The organism is Janthinobacterium sp. 1L-D-8-B-C4 (assembly GCF_057291295.1).
The window spans coordinates 130760-146862 of sequence record NZ_JBXAVX010000012.1 but is presented as its reverse complement, the minus strand read 5'-3'; the positions used below and the strand labels follow the sequence as shown (position 1 = coordinate 146862).

General features: G+C 63.8%; 14 protein-coding genes. 7 read left to right on the top strand and 7 right to left on the bottom strand.

The features are described from left to right. Positions 1-30: 30 nt before the first annotated feature. From AC0Z42_RS20290 to AC0Z42_RS20265, 6 genes are all read right to left on the bottom strand, one after another. On the bottom strand, positions 31-840 hold the full coding sequence (locus tag AC0Z42_RS20290; protein WP_485469986.1) for a transglutaminase family protein: 810 nt from the start codon (positions 838-840) through the stop codon (positions 31-33). Next, a complete protein-coding gene (locus AC0Z42_RS20285) occupies positions 840-1784 on the bottom strand; it encodes an alpha-E domain-containing protein (RefSeq protein WP_485469985.1) in 945 nt (314 codons plus the stop codon). The genes AC0Z42_RS20290 and AC0Z42_RS20285 overlap by 1 nt, the downstream gene beginning before the upstream one ends. Beyond that, positions 1784-3226, bottom strand: coding sequence for a circularly permuted type 2 ATP-grasp protein (locus AC0Z42_RS20280; RefSeq protein ID WP_485469984.1), 1443 nt, complete (start codon positions 3224-3226; stop codon positions 1784-1786). Before AC0Z42_RS20280 ends, AC0Z42_RS20285 begins: the two co-directional genes overlap by 1 nt. 169 nt (positions 3227-3395) lie before the next feature. Further along, positions 3396-4535 (bottom strand): sensor histidine kinase, encoded by a 1140-nt coding sequence (locus AC0Z42_RS20275; protein WP_485469983.1) that lies wholly within the window; start codon positions 4533-4535, stop codon positions 3396-3398. Between the two features lie 98 nt (positions 4536-4633). Further along, positions 4634-5497, bottom strand: coding sequence for a hypothetical protein (locus AC0Z42_RS20270; RefSeq protein WP_485469982.1), 864 nt, complete (start codon positions 5495-5497; stop codon positions 4634-4636). Positions 5498-5514: 17 nt separating this feature from the next. Next, positions 5515-7719, bottom strand: a complete 2205-nt coding sequence (locus AC0Z42_RS20265; RefSeq protein WP_485469981.1) for a TonB-dependent receptor — start codon at positions 7717-7719, stop codon at positions 5515-5517. A 246-nt stretch (positions 7720-7965) separates the two neighbouring features. Between AC0Z42_RS20265 and AC0Z42_RS20260 the strand changes: the two genes are divergently transcribed. From AC0Z42_RS20260 to AC0Z42_RS20250, 3 genes are all read left to right on the top strand, one after another. Continuing rightward, positions 7966-8619 (top strand): hypothetical protein, encoded by a 654-nt coding sequence (locus AC0Z42_RS20260; protein ID WP_485469980.1) that lies wholly within the window; start codon positions 7966-7968, stop codon positions 8617-8619. 109 nt (positions 8620-8728) lie between these two features. Continuing rightward, positions 8729-9682, top strand: coding sequence for a 2-hydroxyacid dehydrogenase (locus tag AC0Z42_RS20255; protein ID WP_485469979.1), 954 nt, complete (start codon positions 8729-8731; stop codon positions 9680-9682). A gap of 16 nt (positions 9683-9698) precedes the next feature. After that, positions 9699-10889 carry a low temperature requirement protein A gene (locus tag AC0Z42_RS20250; protein ID WP_485469978.1) on the top strand — a complete coding sequence of 397 codons (1191 nt, stop codon included), beginning with the start codon at positions 9699-9701 and terminating at the stop codon, positions 10887-10889. A gap of 15 nt (positions 10890-10904) precedes the next feature. Here AC0Z42_RS20250 and AC0Z42_RS20245 read toward each other — a convergent pair whose 3' ends face one another. After that, positions 10905-11804 (bottom strand): LysR family transcriptional regulator, encoded by a 900-nt coding sequence (locus AC0Z42_RS20245; RefSeq protein ID WP_485469977.1) that lies wholly within the window; start codon positions 11802-11804, stop codon positions 10905-10907. 63 nt (positions 11805-11867) lie between these two features. Here AC0Z42_RS20245 and AC0Z42_RS20240 point away from each other — a divergent pair, with 63 nt between their 5' ends. The 4 genes from AC0Z42_RS20240 to AC0Z42_RS20225 all read left to right on the top strand — a co-directional run bounded on the left by AC0Z42_RS20240 (position 11868) and on the right by AC0Z42_RS20225 (position 16099). After that, entirely contained in the window at positions 11868-13370 is a 1503-nt protein-coding gene (locus AC0Z42_RS20240; RefSeq protein ID WP_485469976.1) for an MFS transporter, read from the top strand. Between the two features lie 94 nt (positions 13371-13464). Continuing rightward, positions 13465-15018 (top strand): EAL domain-containing protein, encoded by a 1554-nt coding sequence (locus tag AC0Z42_RS20235; protein WP_485469975.1) that lies wholly within the window; start codon positions 13465-13467, stop codon positions 15016-15018. Beyond that, positions 15015-15374, top strand: coding sequence for a hypothetical protein (locus AC0Z42_RS20230; protein WP_485469974.1), 360 nt, complete (start codon positions 15015-15017; stop codon positions 15372-15374). Before AC0Z42_RS20235 ends, AC0Z42_RS20230 begins: the two co-directional genes overlap by 4 nt. Further along, a complete protein-coding gene (locus AC0Z42_RS20225) occupies positions 15371-16099 on the top strand; it encodes a hypothetical protein (protein ID WP_485469973.1) in 729 nt (242 codons plus the stop codon). Before AC0Z42_RS20230 ends, AC0Z42_RS20225 begins: the two co-directional genes overlap by 4 nt. Positions 16100-16103 lie beyond the last annotated feature (4 nt).

Sequence of the window (16103 nt, the reverse complement as noted above, 5' to 3'; positions counted from 1 at the left end):
CCAGCCTCGCCGGCTTGCCTGATGCCACCACTAAGCGGGTACGATCTGCACGTCGACGCTCATGGTTTCCTTGCCGCCGCCCCGGCGCACGCCGCGCACGGGCGCGGCCGAATCGTAGTCGCGGCCGATCGCCAGGCGGCAATACGCATCCGTCATCAGCCGCGCATGCGTAACGTCGATGCTGACCCAGCCTGAAAAATCGCTGTCGACCACCCAGGCGTCGACCCAGGCGTGGCTGGCCGCGTGGCCGGTGGTGCCCGGATCGATATAGCCGGACACATAGCGCGCCGGGATGTCCCAGGCGTGGCAGCAGGCCAGGTACAAATGGGCATGGTCCTGGCAAACGCCGCGCCCCAGCGCCAGGGCGGCGATGGCGGTGGTGGTCACCTCGGTGGCCCCGCTTTCATAGGCGACCTTGCCGGCGATGTTTTCGGCCAGTTGCAGCAAGTGGCGGGTGGCGGCCGGCGTGCCCCGGTCGGGCAGGCTGGCGGCGGCCAGCTCGACGATCGTCGGGTCCGCTTCGGTCAGCCGGGTCGGCATGGTAAACAACAGCGGCGAGAGCGTGTCGACCAGGTTCAGCCGACCCTGGTACGGGTAGATGGTTTCCACCGAACCCTGCACCACCAGGGACAGCGCCTGGTGCTTGCCGTTGATGGTCAGCATTTGCGACAGGTTGCCGTAGGCATCCGTATATGCGTGGCACTGGCCCGGCGTGTTGATCTGCCAGGACAGCGCGCGCTGCTGCGGTTCGATGCGCGGCGTCAGGTGCAGCTGCTGGATGGTGTACGCCAGCGGCCTGCTGTAGTGATACGTGGTTTCGTGGCGTATGGTCAGTATCATCAGGCCGCCAGGGGAACGAGGAAGTCACGGCTGACGCGGTTGCCCAGTTCATAAATATTTTCCAGGAACTCGGTCAGGGTATGGTGCAGGCCCGCTTTCAGGATGTCGTCGATATGGCCGAATTTCAGTTCGGCATGCAACCGTCCCGCGAAACGCTCGGTATCGGCCGACACATCGTTGCGGATATGGTGCAGATTGTCGACCACGTCATCCATGCAGGCCAGCAGCGAGCGCGGCATGTCGCCGCGCAGGATCAGCAGGTCCGCCACGCGGTCGGGCGTGATCACATCGCGATACACCTTGCGGTAGATCTCGAAGCCCGATACCGAACGCAGCAGCGCCGCCCAGTAATAGAAATCGCGCTGTGCGATGTCTTTCGACGCATCCTTGGCGCCATGGAACTTCACGTCCAGGATGCGCGCCGTATTGTCGGCCCGCTCCAGGAAGGTGCCCAAGCGAATGAAGTGAATCGCTTCATCTTTCAGCATGGTGCCCAAGGTCACGCCGCGCGACAGGTGCGAGCGGTATTTGACCCACTCGAAAAAAGCGCTCGGGTCGGTTTCCAGCAGATTGCTCTTCAGGCGTTTCTGCAGGTCGAGCCAGGTGGCGTTCTGGGTTTCCCACACTTCGGTGGTCAATGTGCCGCGCACGGCGCGCGCGTTTTCACGCGCGCCCGTCAGGCAGGCGATGATCGAGGACGGGTTGTTCGGGTCGCGCACCATGAAGTCGAGCACGTCGCGCGTATGGAAGCGGCCGTACTTGGCATCGTAGGCGCTTTGCAGCTCGGAAATACCGAGTGTGGCGCGCCAGCCTTGCTCGGCGTCTTCCTGCGATTGCGGCAGCATCGAAGTCTGCATGTTGACGTCGAGCATGCGGGCCGTGTTTTCGGCGCGTTCGGTGTAGCGGGCCATCCAGAACAGGTGATCGGCGGTGCGGCTCAGCATTATTTGTCTCCAGCGAAAGATTTTTCCAGTACCCAGGTATCCTTGGTACCGCCCCCTTGCGAGGAGTTGACCACCAGCGAACCTTCGCCCAGCGCGACGCGGGTCAGGCCGCCCGGCACCATCGAGATGGTCTTGCCCGACAACACGAAGGGGCGCAAATCGATATGGCGCGGCGCAATGCCGGACTCCACATAGGTAGGGCAGGCCGACAGGGCCAGGGTGGGCTGGGCGATATAGCCGCTGGGGTTGGCCAGCAGGCGCTGGCGGAAATCCTCGATCTGCGCGGTGGTGGAAGCGGGCCCGACCAGCATGCCGTAGCCGCCGGCGCCATGCACTTCCTTGACCACCAGCTTGGGCAGGTTGGCCAGCACGTAGGAGAGGTCGGCCGATTTGCGGCACTGGTAGGTTGGCACGTTATTGAGGATCGGTTCTTCCGACAGGTAGAACTTGATCATGTCGGGCACGAACGGGTAGATCGACTTGTCGTCGGCCACGCCGGTGCCGATCGCATTGGCCAGCGTTACGCGGCCGGCACGGTAGACCGACAGCAGGCCCGGCACGCCCAGGGACGAGTCGGAACGGAAGGCCAGCGGATCGAGGAAATCGTCGTCGACGCGGCGGTAGATCACGTCGACCCGTTTCGGCCCGCGCGTGGTGCGCATGTAGACCGAATTGTCGTTGACGAACAGGTCCTTGCCTTCAACCAGTTCCACGCCCATCTGCTGGGCCAGGAAGGCATGCTCGAAATAGGCCGAGTTGTACATGCCCGGCGTCATTACCACCACGGTCGGGTCATCGACGCCCATCGGCGCCACCGAACGCAGGTTGTCGAGCAGCATGTCGGGATAGTGATCGACCGGTGCCACGCGGTTGCGCGCAAACAGCTCGGGGAACAGCCGCATCATCATCTTGCGGTCTTCCAGCATGTAGGACACGCCGGAAGGCACGCGCAGATTGTCTTCCAGCACATAGAATTCGCCCTGGCCGGCGCGCACGATATCGACCCCGGCGATATGGGCATAGATGTCAGAGGCGACCGAGATGCCCTGCATTTCCGGACGGTATTGCGCATTCTTGTAGATCTGCTCGGCAGGAACGATGCCGGCCTTGATGATGTTCTGATCGTGATAGATATCATGAATGAACATGTTCAGGGCCTTGACCCGCTGCACCAGGCCGGTTTGCATCTGTGCCCATTCATCGGCGGGAATAATCCGGGGAATCGTGTCGAACGGAATCAGGCGTTCCGTGCCGGCATCGTCGCCATACACGGCAAAGGTGATGCCCACGCGGCGGAACGTCAGGTCGGCCTCGGCCCGCTTGCGGGCGATGGTCTCTGGCGATTGCTGCTCCAGCCATTGATGGAATTCACGATAATGGTCACGCACCTGGCTTTCCGTGCCCAATCCATCCGCCGTCATTTCATTGAAAAAGTTCGCCATATTATGTTTTCCCCCTAGAGCCTGGTTGTAACAATACCTCAGCACGAAGCGTGCCAGAGATAATATGACAAAAAAGATCATTATCAATGCACCGTTGTGTGCACTGCACCGCATTAGTGCGCCGGCAATGGCAAGACGGGCGGAATTGGGGCTGCCGGCGCGCTGGCGTTCAGCCGGCCGGCTGGACGTAGGGGCGGCAATCGATGGGCAGGTCAAGGATGAAACTGGTGCCGGTGGCCGGCAAACTGTCGACGGCCACGCTGCCGCCGTGGCTTTCGGCGACGTTCTGCACATACGGCAGGCCGATGCCCCAGCCCGGTGCGGTGGTATGGTTGTCGCGCCGCAGGTAATCAAAGATGCGGGCCATCTCCTGCTCGGCAATGACCGGGCCGCTGTTGTGCACGTTGACACGCACCCGGTCATGCTCATGCTCCACGCGCACCTCGACGACGCCGTCGTTGCCATACTTGACGGCATTGCCCAGCAGGTTTTCCAGCACGCGGCGCAGCGAGTTTTCGCACCACCAGCCCGTGACGCCATCGCCGGCGATCTGGCACTTGCCCGGATATTGCAAATTGACCTGGTCGCAGACCGAACTGGCCAGCGGCAGCATGTCGAACTGCGTCAGTGCCAGTGGCAATTTCTGGCCCCGGTGATAGCTGAGCGTATCGAGCAGTTCCTCGATCATGGTATCGAGCCGCTTGCTGTAGTTGACAATACGCTGGCTCAGCTCGGATACTTTTTCGGGTTCCAGCCGGGCCTGGCGCTGCAGCAGCTGTGCGCTGACCAGGATGACGGACAGCGGATTGCGCATGTCGTGCGACAGGCCGGCGGCGATGCGACGCTGGAAGCTTTCGTGCATGGCAGTGAATTCGCGGATCGAGTCGCGCACGGCGATATCGATCGAGGCATGCAGGATGAGCCAGTCGCGCCGCCTCAGTGGCAAGCCCGCCGCCAGCGCCGCCTCGGCAAAGCAGTCGCGGAAGATCTGGTATTCCTGGATCACCTGTTCCGGGCCGTAGCTGGTCATGCGCGCCCGTTCGTTGCCATGCACGGCGGGCATATTGCTGTTGCTGGCGGCCGTATCGCGCGGATGCTCGTGTGACAGCGCCTCGGCCAGATGGTCGAAGAATGCCGGCATGGTATTGATCAGTATCGGCGGCAGCAACTGCGCCGCGCCGCGCACGCTGGCGCGGACGCGATGCTCCCAGTCATGCAGCACGGCTTCGCGCAAGTCGACAATGCGCTGCGTGCGCAAGCGCAGGCGCGGACGCGCCGCAAGGGTGAGGTGATTGTGTGCAAGTGACAAGCTGGCTCCGCTAAACAGGCTGCACGCAGCGGTGCAGTCCGATGCGCGGCCTTCCAGTATCCTGCAAATGCACGGCCTTATTGCCGTGCTGGCGAACTTTATTGCTGCTCCATGATATTGATCAAATGTGCGATCGATTCTGACCAGGCGGTCAGCGAAAAGTTCTGTGGATCGTCGTGGCCGTTGACATAGCCCGTATCGAGCACGGCGTGAAAAGCGGGGATCAGCCAGCTGCCCTTGCGTACGCTGGCCGTGATGTACAGCAGGGCCAGCCGTTCGTACTGGGCCGGCGTAAAACCCGGATCGGGCGCCACGCCGTCATTGCCACGCCCGCCGGCCGGATCGGACTTGCGCGGCTGCACCAGTTCCACGTGCAGGAACAGCCCGGCCAGCGAGGGCTTGTCTTTCTCCAGCTTGCTGGCGAAATTGGCGATGTCAAAACCATGCACCGTGACTGAAGCACCCAGGCGGTTGACATACACATGGCCTTTCGGCCCTGCGCCTCTGGCCGGGTTGTGCGCGGTAAAATCATTGAAATCCCAGTCGCGCGTATCGATGGCGGCGGGAATCGCGTCATTCAAAAAATTCGGATAACTGGTGTCGTGGATCACGAAATAGCGCGCCACGGGCGAGGCCAGCCGGCCTTGCGCGCGCGACAGCGGTGCATCGAGCGCGCCACCGAGGTCGCTTTCAGCTATTTGCTGCTGCGCCAGGTAAGCTTGCAGCGCGCTGCGGTGGAGGGTGATATTTTCGCCGACATGGCGCTCGAGAAAGGCGGGCAGGGCGCCCGCCGGCCCGATGCGCGCATACATGCTGACGGGGCGCAGCAGGCAGGCCGCCTGCGCGCGGGGATTGCCCTGGAAACCGCTTTTCCAGGCGGCCCAAGGGCAAGCCGCCGGTGGCGCGGCGGCAGCGGGCAGCGATAACAGCAGGGAGAGAAACAATAATGGGCGCAGTGTCATGCGCCCATTATTGCCGATCAGAACGCGACAGTGGCGGAAACCACCACCGTGCGCGGTGCGGCCAGCACCAGGCTGCCGGCGCCGAACGACGACACCGCCGAAGCCCAGTAGTTGCGGTCGGCAACGTTATCCACGCGCGCACGCAAGGTCAGGTCGCGGCCAGCCACCTGTGTCAGGTAGCGCGCGCCGAGGTCCAGGCGGGTCCACGACGGCAGTTGCTTGGTATTGGCCAGGTCCGCGTATTGCGTCGAGGTGTAGACGGCGCGCGCGTTCAGGCTCAGCCCTGGCGCACCTGGCACGTCCCATTCGCCGCCCAGGCTGAGCTGGGTTTTCGGCGCGCCGATGGCCTGGTTGCCCTGGTTGATGCCGCCGTCGGTCTTGCGCAGGTCCGTGTCGAGCCAGGTCAGGCCGCCGAGCAGGCGCACGCCGGTCATCGGCGTGCCGAAGACCGACAATTCCAGGCCCTGGTTGCGTTGTTTGCCGGACAGGTCGGCGCGCGTGCCGGCGATCACCAGCGATGGCTTGTCGGTCGAGAACAGCGCTGCGCTCATGCCCAGCTTGCCGCCGTCGTACTTGACGCCGATTTCCTTCTGCTTCGATTTGTATGGGTCAAACACTTCGCCCAGATTGGTGACCGGCGTCGATTGCGGGCCGTAAGTGCCACTCGCAACCGGTCCCTTGACCAGTGCTTCGATGTAATTGGCGTACAGCGAGACGTTCTGGCTGGCCTTGAAGACAATGCCGGCCACCGGCGTGGTGGCGCTCTGGTCATAGCTGGAATACTGCGCCGCCGTACCGTAGGCATAGGCCGCATCCTTGATCTGCTGGTAACGCACGCCGACGGTCAGCAGCAGGCGCTCGTCAAGGAAGGCCATGGTATCGGCCAGCGCGTAGCTGCTGAGAATGGTTTTTTGCGTCAGGCGCGGATCACTCATCACGCCACCCGAATTGGCTGGCAGTGTCACGGGACGGAGGGCATCGACCGGACGATAGATATTCGTCTGGAAGCCGGAATAATCGCTGATCGCGTAGGCGTTCTTCGCCTCGTTCCAGTGACCGGACCAGCTCGCCACCAGCGTATGCTTGACGGCGCCCGTATTGACCTTGCCGCGAATGCCCAGTTCGCCAGTGCGGATTTCCTGCTTGCGCGCATTGTCGAAGCGGTAGGCGCTGGCATCGCCATTGACATTGCTCAGCGATGGCTCGGCCAGGCTGTTCGATTCGCGCGTATTGCGTCCGCCAAACGCCGCCCAGGCCACCACATCTTTCGCTACGTCATATTCGGCGCGCGCGGTGCCGAACACGTCGCGTTCCTTGGAGAAACTCCATGGCTGGGCAAAGTTGCGCGAGGCGTCGGGCGCCGATGGCAACACCGCCACATTGGCGGTGCCGACCGACGGGCGCGGCGCGTCGAGGTTGAAATTCTGGTAGCCGGCATCGGCCGACAGGCGGAAACCGCGGCCGCGATAGTCGAGGCCGACGGCAAACATGCCGACGTCGTGGTCTTCATGCTTGATGCCGGTCTCGCCCTGGCGCTTGGCGGCATTGACACGCACGCCGAACTCCTGCTGTTCGCCGAAGCGGCGCGCCACGTCGATGGCGGCGTAGGTGTGGCCGCCCGTTTCCACGCCGACCGTCACTTCCGTCAGCGGCGCATTGCCGGCGCGCTTGGGCATCAGGTTGATGGCGCCGCCGATGCCGCTGCCGCCAGGCGCGGCGCCGTTCAGGAAGGCGCTGGCGCCACGGAATACTTCCACCCGTTCGAGCAATTCAGGCGACACGTACTGGCGTGGCAGCACGCCGTACAGGCCGTTGTACGCCACGTCGTCCGAGTCGAGCGCAAAACCGCGGATCACATACACTTCCTGGAAGTTGCCATAGCCGCGCGACATACGCACGGCCGGGTCGCTTTGCAGCAAGTCACCCACGCTGCGCGCCTGCTGGTCGGCAATGAATTGCTGGGTGTAGCTGGTCGAACCGAACGGCGAGTCCATCATGTCGACCGACCCTAAAATGCCGATCCGCCCGCCGCGCGCCACCTGGCCGCCTGCGTAGGCGCGCGACAGGCCTTCGGCCGAAGCGTCGGCCGAGGCGCTGACGACAACCGATGGCATGGTTTGCGCATCGTCGCCGGCGGCAGGGGCCTGTGCATGGGCGACGGAACTGGCCAGCAGGAATGCGGCCAGCGCGATGGGAGTAGGTGCAAGGCGGAAAGTAGACATGGCGACGATTGTTTAAATGTTAATGAGAATGATTATCATTATATGATAGTCCGTGAGATTGTGTGAAAGACGAGCAAAATTGTTCGTTCTTTGATCAAAAAGTACAGACATCGACGCAACACCCAAGGCAGGGGGCGTGATTCGCCAGAAAAAGTAGCGCCAGGCGATACCTTGTTGAATTTTTAATGCATTAGGGAAAGTGTGCCTAGAATGGCGGACCGCGCCCTGGCGCCACGAGGACACCGCATGCCGTCGCCTGCCACCATGATTACCCGCCGCATCAGCGTGAAAAGCGCCGCCGTAACGCTGATCTTGGCCATGCATGGCCTGGGCCTGTATTTTTTGCTGTTGCCGGCAAAGCAGCTCAAGGACTATACGGAAGTGGCCTTCATGACCCTGATCCCGCCCAGGCCCGTACCACGCACGCTGCCGGTGCCGTTGCCCGTGCCGCTGCCGATCAGCGCGCCGGCACGCAAGGGGCGAAGCTTGCCGCCCGCCGCCGCCACCGTACCTGCGGCGCCAGCCGAGGTGGCCACCGCCGTGCCGGAGGCTATCATTCCAGATAGCGCACCGGCGGCGCCAGTCGGCGATCTGCGCACGCGCGCCGTGCTCGCCGCCGGTGGCATCGACAAGACCTTGCGCGCCGAACTGAAGAAAGACAAACCTTGGCTGGCGGCGCCGCAACTGTCCGGCGAAACCAAGTTTTCGACGATGGTGGCCAGCGCCTGGCGCGGCGGCCCGGTGCTCAAACTGGAAGACTACCTGACGGCCGACGGCCGCCCCGCCACGCGCGTGGTCACCGCCACCGGTACCGCCTGCTACGCCATGCAGGCCAATCCGCTGGCCGGCGCCGACCCGTTCAATACGGCTGGCAAGGTCAAAAAAGTGCCGTGTCCATAGGGCAGGACAGACCTTGATGGCGTCAGGGTTTTAGGGCCGGCCAGCCCCGGGAGGGCGTCAAATATGCTAAGTTGCGTCTGGCTATGACACCGACCCACTCAGGACACCCATGCTCCCCGACATACTGATACTTGCCACCAGTCCCTCCGCCGCCGTCAACCAGCAACTGGAGAACAGCTATACCTGCCATCACGCCTGGCAGGTGGCGCCCGAACAGCGCGCAGCCTGGCTGGAGGAACGCGCCAGCCGCATCCGCGCCGTCGTCACCACCGGTGCGCTGGGCTTGAAAAGCGCCGAGATGGCGGCCTTGCCCGCGCTGGAAATCATCGCCGTCAATGGCGTCGGCCTCGATGGCGTCGACCTCGACGCGGCCCGCGCGCGCGGCATTGCTGTCACCACCACGCCGAACGTGCTGACCGACGATGTGGCCGACGTGGCGCTGGGCCTGCTGCTGGCCAGCGCCCGCCATATTGTGCTGCTCGATCGCTACGTGCGTGACGGCGCCTGGGAGCGCCGCGAAGCCATCAAACCCGCGTCCAGCCTGCGCGGCAAGACCGCCGGCATTTTCGGCTTTGGCCAGATCGGCCAGGCCATTGCGCTGCGCCTGGCCGCGTTTGGCGTGCAGGTGCGCTACTACCAGCCGCGCGCCAAAGCCGGCGTGGATGTACCGCGCGCCGAGTCCTTGCTGGCCCTGGCCCATGAAAGCGACTACCTGATCGTTTGTGCGCCTGGCACGCCGGCCACCCACCACGTCGTCGATGCCGAAGTGCTGGACGCGCTGGGGCCGCAAGGCACGTTGATCAATATTGCACGTGGCGCACTGATCGACGAGGAAGCGCTGATTGCCGCGCTGCAGGACGGTACGCTGGGCGCCGCCGGCCTCGACGTGTTTGCCGACGAGCCGCGCGTACCGGCCGCCTTGCGCGCCTTGTCCAATGTGGTGCTGACGCCGCACGTGGGCAGCCTGACGGTGGAAACGCGCCACGCGATGGGCCAGCTGGTGGTCGACAATCTGCACGCGCATTTCGCGGGACAGCCCTTGCCGACCCCGGTTAAATTATAAATAAAGAAAGAAACTGATGGAATTGAAAACATCGCTGCTGCGCACGCGGGGCAGGGCCGATAGCGGCAAGGTCGGCATGATCGAATTGTTTTTCGACCTGGTGTTCGTGTTTGCCGTCACCCAGCTGTCGCACGCGCTGCTGGAACACCTGAGCGCCATGGGCTGGCTGCAAACGGCCTTGCTGCTGATGGCGGTCTGGTGGGTCTGGATCTATACCTCGTGGATCACCAACTGGCTCGATCCCGAGCGCATGCCGGTACGCATCAGCCTGTTCGTGCTGATGCTGGGCGGCCTCTTGATGTCGGCCTCGATCCCCGAAGCCTTCGGCACGCGCGGCCTGGGCTTTGCCGGCGCCTACGTGGCGATGCAGGTGGGCCGGCCGCTGTTCGCGCTGTGGGCCGTGCGCCATGAAGATGCGGCGCGGCGCCGCAATTTCCAGCGCATCGCGCTGTGGGCGGCGTTTGCCGGCGTGTTCTGGCTGATCGGCGGCGCGGCCGACCCATCCGTGCGCATTTACTGGTGGGCCGCGGCGCTGTTGATCGACCTGGCCGGACCATGGCTGCTGTTCGGCGTGCCGGGCCTGGGCCGTTCATCGACCGGCGACTGGGATATCGATGGCAACCATATGTCCGAGCGTTGCGGTCTGTTCGTCATTATTGCACTGGGCGAGTCCTTGCTGGTGACGGGCGCCAATTTTTCGGGGCTGGAATGGAATGCCGGCAACTGGGCCGGCTTTATCTCCGCCTTGCTGGGCAGCATCGCCATGTGGTGGTTGTATTTCGACAAGGGCGCCGAACTGGGCCATACGCATATCGCCGCGTCGAAAGATCCGGGCCGCATCGCGCGGCGCGCCTACACCTATATCCACATGCTGATTATCGGCGGCATCATCGTCAGCGCCGTGGCCGACGAGCTGTCGCTGCTGCATCCCGACGAAACCAGCTTTGCCGGCATCTGCGCGATGCTGGGCGGACCGATCCTGTACCTGCTGGGGAATGCCTTGTTCAAATGGGTCAGCAGCGAACGCACCGGTCCGCCACTGTCGCACGTGCTGGGCATCCTGATCATCATGGCGCTGATCCCGATGGCGTTCGGCCGCCTGTACACACCGCTCATACTGGCCTGCATCACCACCGGCGTGCTCGTCCTGGTGGCGATCTGGGAACATATGGCGCTGCGCCGTCCACCGCCTGAACTTGACCCATAATGGCCCCTTGAGTTATCACGGCACTGCCGCCGCGCGCAGCTGGGCGATCCAGGCGCGCGCGGCGCTGTTCTGTTCATGGCGGCGAAACGCCACCGCAATTTCCGAAGCAATCGGCGCTCCCGCCAGTTCCCGGTAACGCACGCCGGGCAGGGTGATGCCGGTCGTCACCGACTGCGGCACGATGGCGCAGCCAGCACCGAGCGACACTTGCGCCAGTACCGACAGCAGGCTGCCCGGGCGCGACGCCACCAGCGGCGCAAAGCTGCCGCGCCGCGCGGTTTCCAGCGTTCCCCATGCCTGTTCCGGCACGATCAAAGGCAGTTGCGCCAGCGCCTGCGGCGCCACCATGTCCGCGCCTTGGGCCAGTTCACTGTGTTCGGGCACGGCCAGCACGAAACGGTCGCGCAGCAATACCACGCTGTCGACGCCTTCCGGGTAGCGTAGCGGCGGGCGTACAAAAGCAAAATCGAGCTGGCCGTGTTCCAGCATGCCGGGCAGTAATTCCATCGCCACTTCGCGTGACTGCAAGCTCACGCCGGGGTGCGAAGCGCGAAAGCGGGCAAACGCCTGCTGCAGCACGCCCGAATACACGGCCGAACCCACATAACCGATTTCCAGCCGACCCAGTTCGCCGCGTCCCGCGCGCCGCGCCACATCCTGCGCCTGCGCCAGCTGCTCCAGCGCACGCCGCGCTTCCGGCACGAACAGCGCGCCAGCGCTGGTGATCGCCACCGTGCGCTTGCTGCGCAGGAACAATCGCGTGCCCAGCAGACTTTCCGCTTCCTGTAGTTGCTTGGTCAGCGCTGGCGGCGAAATGCCGAGTTCGGCCGCCGCGCGGGCAAAGTGCAGGCTGTGCGCCACCGCCACCACGCAGCGGTAGTGACGCAGCTCCAGAGGTTTTTCAGTATTCACCATCAGGAAATTATATGCCCTGTGTCTTGTAACAAGAAATAAGCATGGCGCGCCTACACTGGCGCCATGAAACCTGCCGACAAAACCCTCCATACCTGTTCCGCCGTCTGTGCACTGATCATGCTCGACACCAATGTGGTGGCCGTCTCGCTGCCCGCCATCGCCCGCAGCCTGAACGCCAGCTTTGCCGACGTGGAGTGGGTGGTCAGCGCGTATATGCTGGCGTTTGCCTCCTTTTTGCTGCCGGCTGGCGGCATTGCCGACCGCCTGGGCCGGCGCCGCGTGATGGTCGCGGGCCTGCTGCTGTTCGCGCTGGCCTCCCTCTTGTGCGGCGCGGCCTGGACCCCGTTCGTGCTGAACCTGGCACGGGCAGCCAAGGGCATCGGCGCCGCCTTGCTCCTGACTTCGGCGCTGGCCGTGATCAGCCATACTTTCCAGGGCGAAGCCGAACGCGCGCGCGCCTGGTCGATCTGGGGCGCCGCCATGGGCGTGGCAATGACGGTGGCGCCGCTGGTGGGCGGCCTGCTGACCAGTTGCCTGGGGTGGCGCTGGATTTTTTACCTGAACCTGCCGGTGGTGGCGGTCCTGATGCTGCTGGTATCGAAACATGTGACGGAATCGGGGAATCCGGCCAGCGCCAGGTTCGATCCGCTCGGTGCGGCGCTGTTTTCGGCCGGCCTGTTCTGCCTGATCTGGGGCCTGATCGATGCCGGCGTGGCGGGCTGGTCCAGCATAGACACGATCACGCGCTTTGCGCTCGGCGCGCTGCTGCTGGGTGTTTTCGTGGTGGTGGAACAAAAGGTGCGCGCGCCGATGGTCGATTTATCGCTGTTTGGCCGGCGCGTGTTTGTCGGCGCCGTGCTGGGCATGCTGGGCTACGCCGTGTCGGCCCAGGTGATGATGACGTTTTTGCCGCTGTACCTGCAGAACGCCTTCGGCTTTTCGGCGGTGCTGGCCGGCTGCGCCATGCTGCCGTTTGCCGTCGCCATGGTGGTGGCGGCGCGCCTGGCGCCGCTATTTGGCCGCTGGCTGCATGACCGTGGCATGCTGGTGGCGGGTTTGCTGATCGTCGCCGTCGGCAATATCGCCGGTGCCCTGGTGGCCGCCAGCCTCAGTTACGGCTGGGTGGCACTGGGCATGGTGGTCACGGGCCTGGGCGCCGGCCTGCTCAACGGCACTACCCAGAAGGCCATCCTTGCCGGCATCGCGCGCGAGCGCAGCGGCATGGGCTCGGGCATCAGCACCACCACCCGCTTTACCGGCATCGTGCTGGCCGTCGGCGCCCTGGGCTCTGTTCTGGCCCAGCGCACCAGCGCCGCTTTCGACCGCCTGGCCTGGCTGCATGGCCTGCAGGCTTCGCCGCAGATGGTGGGGCGCATCGTGGCCGGCAATGCGGCGGACGCCTTCCGCCAGTTGCCACCAGACCTGCGCGCCGTCGCAGTACAAGCGGCGCGGCAGGCTTTTACAGAAGGTTTTGCCAGCGTGCTGTGGCTGGCCGGCGCCCTGGCAATATTGTCGGCGGCGCTGGTATTCATCCTGGCCCGGCCCGCCAAAAATGTAACTGTTTGACCGTATGCGCGTGCGCCCGGTGCGGCTGTAATATGATGCCATCAAGAAATACATGGCATTCATCCAACTTCCACAACGGTTACGCAGGAGGCGCATGCGCAAAAAACGCATCATTATCATCAGCGTGCTGGCGGCCGTGGTCGGCGTGGCCGCGCCGCTGGGGGTGGCTTATCAACTGTCGATGGCGCGTGCCGTGCAGGGCGAGGAAGCGCGCCTGCGGGTGTTGGCCAACTACGCGCTCGAGCGGGCCCAGCGCACGCTGGACTCGGCCGGCGCCGCCTTGCGCCGCTTCGAACCGCTGACCATGACGCCCTGTTCGGCCGCGCATATCGAAGCGCTGCGCCAGGCCACCATCACCACCCGCAGCGTCGACGATATCGGCTATGTGAAACACGGCATGCTTGAGTGCAGCGCCAGCGGCATGCAGGCCACGCCGGTGAACGTCACGCCAGCCAGCTTCACGCTTGACAATGGCATCGGCATCGATGTCGATCTGCGGCCGGTCGTGTCAGGCGGCGAGCGCATGGTGGGCCTGACCTTGGGCCAGCACAAGGCGCTGATCGCGCCCGTGCGTTTTGCCGACGTGCTGGTCGAACAGGACGTGCAGATAGCCGTGGCGCTGGCGCATGACCGCGTGCTGGGCGTGCTGCACCAGCCAGACATGGCGGTCGTCGCTGCCTTGCTCGCTGGCGGCCAGGCCACGGACGGCAAGCTGCACGCGGTGGTGGCGCGCGGCGGCTTGACTGCCGTCATGACGGCGCCACGCAGCAAACTGGAAGCGCGGCTGCGCAGCGAGCTGGTCGTGCTGCTGCCGGTGGGCCTGTTGATGGCGGCGTTTATCGTCGGCCTGGTCGCCTGGCTGTCGCGCCGCCGGCTGTCCTTGCTGGGCGAACTGGCGATCGCGCTGGAGCGGCGCGAATTTTTCGTCCACTACCAGCCGATTATCGCCCTGGACACAGGCGTTTGCGTGGGCGCCGAAGCACTGATACGCTGGCGGCGGCCGAACGGCACCATGATACGTCCGGACCTGTTCATCCCGGTGGCCGAAGAGAGCGGGTTGATACTGCCGATTACCGACCAGGTGATCGCCTGCGTGATCGCCGACCTGCGTGACGCCCTGGTGGCCGACCGCTCACTGCATGTCGCCATCAATCTGTGCGCCAGCGATATCGAAACGGGCAGGGTGCTCGATGTGCTGGGGCGCGCCCTGGCCGGTACCGGCATCGAAGCGCAGCAGATCTGGCTGGAGGCAACCGAACGCGGCTTCATCAATGTCGATGCGGCCCGCGCCACACTGGAACAGGCGCGCGCGCGCGGCCATGCGGTGGCCATCGACGACTTCGGCACCGGTTATTCCAGCCTGGCCAGCCTGCAAAGCTTGCCGCTGGACGCCCTGAAAATCGACAAGGCCTTTGTCGACACGATTGCAAAAGACGCTGCCACCAGCAGCGTCACGCCGCATATTATCGCCATGGCGCGCGAGCTCAAGCTGCAGATCGTTGCCGAAGGCATCGAAACGCAGGCGCAGGCCGATTACCTGGCGGCGCAGCAGGTCGAATTTGGCCAGGGCTGGTTGTTTGCCAAGGCGCTGCCGGCGCCTGAATTCCTGACTTTTTACAACGCCCGACTCGCTGCATCATCAATATGAAAGATTTCCCTTATCCCTTGCAGCCGTTGCGCGTACCGGGCGGCTGGACCATCTCGGTCAACACCCTGTTCGAGGTCGAGCCTGGCCCAGACACCATGCAATGGTTCAGCAGCGCACTACTGCTGTGGGGACATTGCCGCGACAGCGGATACTGCTTCAATTCGCATTTCGAACCGGAAGACGATCCCGAGGGCGAGTTCGTGCTCGAGTTGTGCAAGGTGAGCTACGACCGGCAGGGCAAGGCAGTCAAGGGCAGCGAAGTCTTCCTTGGCGACTTCCGCACGCGTAGCAAGGCGCAATTCGTGGAACGGGTGGAGCAATTCATGACAAATCCTGCGCGCGGCCAGAAGACATGACCAAGGTCACCATCAACTATCTGTGGTTATCGTTGTTCATTTTGCTGTTTGGCACGGCCGGCGGCAGCGCCATGACGCGAAAAATGGCCCACGGCAATGACGAACTGGGGTGGAGCTTTTTCTGGTGGTGGCTGCCGGCCTGCCTGCTTCTCTTCCTTTGCCAGTGCCTGGTCTTTCCCAAGGCCCGGTCCAGGCTGCTGTTTCAGCTGGTGTTCAACGGGCTGATGGGTTTTACCCTGCTGTTCTTCCTGCTGTCCATCATTCTGCCGGTCTTCTGGCTCAGCCCGATGAATGCGCTGGCCAAAGCCATCCTGGCAGCCATTTTCGCCGCCATCCTGACGTACAACCTGATGTTCGGCTGGCAAGTCGTACACCGGCGCTGGGCGGACATGGCCGCTCCCGCTTTCGAGCAGGAATTCAAACCAAAAAACGGCAGCGTCAATTGGGAAAAGGTCGTGCGGAAAATGAAGATACAGCCAGAAATCATTCTTCCCGGGGTGCCGGCAAAATGGACCGCCGCCGTCTGGATCGTTTTTATTATCGGCATGCTCGCCGGCCTGGTCATGAAGTCGACCTGGCCGGCGTTCAGCGCCTTTTCCTGGAGCATTCCCGTCATGCTGGTCAGCGCCTGTTTGAACCAGTTCAGCGGTGCGTTCTTTGCGCAGGCGCTGAAAGTGCGCGCCATCGAAAAAGACCGGCATATCGTTTTGCCGGCCTGCGGCTGATCGC